Consider the following 5,142-nt stretch of genomic DNA (forward strand, 5'->3'; position numbering starts at 1 on the left):
CTGCCGTCGGTCACAACTTCCGCCGCATCCTCGCCTGGCTGAGGGTTCTTTGGTGCCTCTTCCTGGCCACCCTCATCGCAGCCATCAGCGACCGCTCACCGCTGCAATCGGCTTCTTAACGGACGACATCAGACAATCATCGGAGACCGGGCTGCCACATCGGGCGGCCCCTTCGCAGATGCGCAAAGTTGTTCAGACGACTACGCTATTAGCCGACACAACCTATGGTTATCTCGCGTGTGATGACTATACTCAATTGGCTTCGCCGCGGAGATGAGATTTGAGCGACGTAATTGATCAGTCAAGCTTTCGTTTCCAATTCAACATCACAATAGAGGAAGATAGATCCTTCCGAAAACTTGTAGGCAAACGTCTAAAGGTGCACTTCGATACGGAAGCCTACCAAGTTCAAGCGCTCAACATTTGGGCTGTCCTGATGATAGCGGGTCTATCACACTGCAAACTCTGTTTGTATTGGTAGTCTGCCTCGTACTTGGGCAGATTCAGGCATTTTTCCTAACATTGCGGATCATCCGACGAATCCAGGACAACCTGTTTGAGGTAGATCGCGTAGCGCAAATGACATGGAACGTCACTCTTGACGATAGCTCGATTGTCGTCAGAACCCCCGGCAGCGAACGCCGGAGGACGTGCTGGCATTCCATCAAGGGCGTGACAGATGCATCGACCATGGTGGGGATATGGTACAATTCAGGGCAAGGCTTTTTCATACCGGCGCGAGCCTTTTCCGATCCCTCCGCACACGCTGCTTTTGCTGAATGGGCCAGTGAGCGGCTCCGGTCCGCCACCGTTTCCTCGAGCGCCGTCAAGTCCGCTTAATGGCGATACCGGGCCGCGCGCGCCCTTACCTCCATGTCGCTCAGGCTCGCGGCATATTCGGCGATATAAGGCACGTCGCGACCGGCGCGCGGCTCTCGTACAGGGGAGGCAGCGATGCACTCATCGGCGAGCCAGAGCATTGGCTTGCCGCCCATGATTGCAGGTTGATTTCGATCCGCTCGTGTCGCATGGCTGTGCTCGAACTCGCGAATACTAGCACGCGACCTCTCGCTCGTCGGTGAGCTCAAAATCAGCCCCCATGCCCTATGCCCTCGTCATCTTTGACCTCGACGGAACCCTCGCTGACAGCTTTCCCTGGTTCCTGCGCACCATCAACGACGTCGCCGATCGCTTCAATTTTCGCCGCGTAAGGGATGAGGATATCGAGGAGCTCAGGCATGCGTCGAGCCGCGAGATCCTGACCCGGCTCGAGGTGCCATTGTGGAAGCTGCCGGCGATCGCGCGGCATGCGCGGCGGTTGAAGGCGGAGGCAGCTGGCGAGATTTCGCTGTTTGCGGGCGTTGAGACGATGCTGCGGACGCTGGCCGACAACGGCGTGCAGCTCGCGCTGGTGACCTCCGACAGCGAAGCCAATGCGCGCGAGAAGCTCGGCGAGTCCGCCGCACTGTTTTCGCATTTCGACTGCTCGGCGTCACTGTTCGGCAAGGCCGCAAAATTCCGTCGAGTCATCCGGCGCGCGGGTGTTGAGCCTGGCAAGGTCATCTCGATCGGCGATGAGGTCCGCGACATCGAGGCGGCACGCACTATCGGAATTGCCTGCGGCGCGGTTTGCTGGGGCTACGCGGCCCCGGCGGCGCTGCGAGCTCGGGGGCCCGACCACATGTTCGAGCGGATGAATGAGATCACGGATATCGCCGGCCGCATCCCGGCCAGGATATGATCCGCATTTGCCAAGCAAGGCCCAGGGAGATGGTGATGACGCTCACGGACGCAGTCCGCCTGAACTCCTGACGTCGCCGGTCGGCAGGGTGCGCGTCGTGCTCGATACCGATATCTACAACGAGATCGACAATCAGTTTGTCGCTGGTCCAGATGCTGCTGTCGACTTTTTTCGGGTAGCAAACCACAAGTAGAAAAATCTGTGGTATCGTATTCACTCCCAAGTTTCTTCAGCGACTATTGTGCACGGTGGTATCCCGACAAAAGCCCGGAGAAGCTGAATGTTGGGCCGGTTTGCCGAAATCTTCGCCAAAGAGATATCAGCGCTGATCGACGCGCTCGTGAAAGCCGAGCCGCTAAAGGCGCTATCTGCAAAGATCGTATTCATCGCGACCCTCGTCGCCGAGTCCATCTACACCGACATCTTTGATCGCGTGGCCCTACTCCTTGCTACGCGGCTTGCCGAGAGGTTAGCGACGAAACCCCAACAGATCGAAGCTACGCAGAAGCTGGTCGACCAGATAGGCAGGGAGATCGCTATCGATCGAGGCGCGATTTTTCTGAGCGGCCTGCTCTGCCTCCTGATGACAATCGTGTGTCTCGTCGCCCCCTTGCTGTATCGGTTCGCTTCGCGACGTCGCCTACGCATTTTCGTCTCGTTCAACCGTGTTCGCGGCGATGCCGCAGAACAGTTGCACGTCTTTCTTGAGAGAAAAGGGTTTGCGGTATCCCGGCTCCCGTTTGACGACAAGGCGGAGCATCAAGCTCTTCTACGGAAGATTGTCGAGCTGCTGAAGAAAACCGAGCTCGTGGTTTGCATTCCCGGTCCATCAGATTCATTCGTGGAACACGAAATCCTGGCCGCGACGACGATCGGTCACCCGGTCGTCCTCCTGATATCAGGGGACGACGGCACGATCCCGAACACGGCAGACAAGCGCTACCCGGTCTTTCAGATCGAGGCTCTCGCCGACAACGGTTTCCATCCCCTCGAGATATTTCTCAGCTTCATCGGCGGTGACTTGCAGTCCATGCTGGAAATCTGCAAGCGATCGCTTCGACAGGGAAAGGCGATATCGTGGGCAATCGCAATGACGTTTCTTCTCGTCACCATGGCGTTGTGGCTCCTGTCAGCATTCCTGGTGTACAGTAAGGCCGCGTCGCTTCAGCCTGAAGCGACCGATCCGTTGCCGATGATGTTGGCTGTCGGCGTCCAAGCATTGGTTTTCGCCGGCCTTTGCGTTGTCCCCGCGACGTTTTGCGCATTCATCAGCATGCGGATTCTGCTCAGTCTGTATCGACAATTGCGAGCGCAATGGCTGGCGGAGCTTAAGGTCGAGGTCGCTGCGTTCAGTCGCGACGATTGGGCTGACCTGATGCACGACGTATCTTCCGGTCCGGCGATCTACGAGGCAATGCTCCAGCTGGCGCCCCTGGCCCATCATGAAAGAGCTGCCGGCATCGCCTGAGCTTCAGCGAATCCGCCTCCACCCCCTACTCCGTCCTCCGCAAAAACGCCCCGAACGCGCGCGGGCCGTCGCCGGTCTTGATCTCGCCGATCACCTTCAGCTCGACCGCATCGATGATGTCCAGCACGTTGCTCTCCCAGCAGGCGACGATGACGCGCTTGCCGTCGGCGGTCGCGTTGATGCCTTCGGGATAGTCGCCGACATTGATGCGCTTGATCGGCTTCAGCGTCGCAAGGTCGAACACGCTGACGGTTCCGCCATATTGGTCGGTGACGAAGCCGCGGCCCTGCGCCAGCGCCACCGCATAGGGGCGCATGCCGACCGGCACGCGGCCGATCTCTTTGCCTTCGGCGATGTCGATCACCGAGACATTATCGGAGCCGACATTGGCGGTGTAGGCGCGCCTGCCATCGGCGTCGATGGTGACGCCGAACGGACGGGTGCCGACCTTGATGGTTGCCTTGCGCTGGCGCGTCGCGGTGTCCACGATCGAGACGCTGTCGTCGTCGCGGTCCGCCGAGAGCAGCAGCTTGCCGTCCGGCGTGACGGCGAGGCCCGATGGCGAGGCGCCGACCGCGATGCTGGCGGTGACGCTGCGCGAGGCCGTATCGATCAGCCGAACCGCGGCGGCATACCAGTCCGCGACATAGACGGTCTTGCCGTCGGGCGCCACGGCAATGCCGAGCGGCCCGCCGCCGACCTCGACGCGGCCAGCGACCTGGCGCGCGGCGGCGTCCACCACCGTCACGGCCTTGGCATCGGGGCTCGTCACATAGGCAAAGCGTCCGTCCACGCTGACGGCGATGCCGGCCGGCTTGCCGCCGATCGGGATGGTCGCAACGCTGCGCGCGGTCGCGAGGTCCACGACCATCAGATCGTCGCTGAGCTGGTTGGTGACGAACGCCTCCTCGGCGACCGCGCCGCGGGAAGCGGCAAGCCAGAGGCTGGCGAGCGCCGCCAGGACCGGGATGCGCACGATCAGCTGCCGCTCTCGATCTTTTTCTTCAGCGCTTCGAGGCCGGTCTTGTAGAGCCCGCTCACCGCAGTTTTGGCGGCTTCGTCGCTCAGCTCCGGTGGCGGATCGTTGTTGGGATAGCCGCGATAGAATGCGCCAGCCCATTCCAGCTTGGACTTGCCATCGGGAGCGGGCGACACGCTGAGAGTCGAAGAATAATTGGTCACCGGCAGCACCTTCACGTCGACTTTGGTGATCCGGTACGAATAACTCATCATGTCGGGCTCGTACTTGTAGAGCTCCTCATCGACGGTTGCCCCGCCGGTCAGCGTCAGCTGGCGCGTTGCGCCGATCTCGTTGCCCCTCTCGCCCGTGGTCTTGGTCACAGGCGGTAGCCAGCTCATGTCCTGGAAGTTGCGGATTGCGGCCCAGACCTTGTCCTGCGGCGCGTTGATCTCGATGGATTCGCGCACCTTCTGCCGCGTCGGCCCATGGGCCCAGACCGGCTCAAAAGCTGCCGTCAGAGCCATCCCCGCCACCGCCAGCGCCGCCACCCCGGCGAGCGCCGTTCCGCTTCTCATCCTCATACCGTTTCCTCACTCCTGATCCTGCGCGACTTGGAACGCGCGCTGAGATCATCGTAGCGCATTTTTGGACCGTGGGGAGACCAGTTCGTGGTGCGGCTGTGGCAGGGCTTCTCCGTTCACACCATCGGTTGCGGTGCCCGACGGGCAAAACACGCCAAAGCCGTAAAACCACTGCGCAGGGAAGGCCCGATGTTTGGCTTCACCTGTATGCCGCTGTGCAGCTTCTCGTAGCGCAGTTTTCGCACAGTGGACCGTGGGTGCCCGGCCGGCACCCGGCCTTCCCCATAGGCGTTAAGGTAGCGCGAGCATCGATTGATACGGACGTTTTCGAGGAGGCTCGCGCAGGTGCCGCCCAAGCGCTCGCTTTCTGCGGCGAAAGCAACGGATGGTT

Annotated in this window: 5 protein-coding genes; 2 read left to right on the plus strand and 3 right to left on the minus strand. The window is 60.9% G+C overall.

What is annotated here, in order from left to right; genetic code table 11:
• Positions 1–1,099: 1,099 nt before the first annotated feature.
• Together EAV90_RS38720 and EAV90_RS38730 are read left to right on the plus strand one after the other, a co-directional pair.
• The gene (locus tag EAV90_RS38720) at positions 1,100–1,741 is read left to right on the plus strand and encodes an HAD family hydrolase (RefSeq protein ID WP_122403154.1); all 642 of its coding nucleotides are present in this window, start codon (positions 1,100–1,102) and stop codon (positions 1,739–1,741) included.
• Positions 1,742–2,021: 280 nt separating this feature from the next.
• Positions 2,022–3,209: a hypothetical protein gene (locus EAV90_RS38730; protein ID WP_122403153.1), complete on the plus strand. Its 1,188-nt coding sequence runs from the start codon at positions 2,022–2,024 to the stop codon at positions 3,207–3,209.
• A 25-nt stretch (positions 3,210–3,234) separates the two neighbouring features.
• Here EAV90_RS38730 and EAV90_RS38735 read toward each other — a convergent pair whose 3' ends face one another.
• The 3 genes from EAV90_RS38735 to EAV90_RS40300 form a co-directional block, all read right to left on the minus strand.
• Positions 3,235–4,185: a YVTN family beta-propeller repeat protein gene (locus tag EAV90_RS38735; RefSeq protein WP_122403152.1), complete on the minus strand. Its 951-nt coding sequence runs from the start codon at positions 4,183–4,185 to the stop codon at positions 3,235–3,237.
• Between the two features lie 2 nt (positions 4,186–4,187).
• Positions 4,188–4,751: an SRPBCC family protein gene (locus tag EAV90_RS38740; protein WP_122403151.1), complete on the minus strand. Its 564-nt coding sequence runs from the start codon at positions 4,749–4,751 to the stop codon at positions 4,188–4,190.
• Positions 4,752–4,867: 116 nt separating this feature from the next.
• A partial coding sequence (locus EAV90_RS40300) for a hypothetical protein (protein ID WP_430645062.1) occupies positions 4,868–5,142 on the minus strand: 275 nt, incomplete at its 5' end.

Source organism: Bradyrhizobium vignae, assembly GCF_004114425.1.
GTDB lineage: Bacteria > Pseudomonadota > Alphaproteobacteria > Rhizobiales > Xanthobacteraceae > Bradyrhizobium > Bradyrhizobium vignae.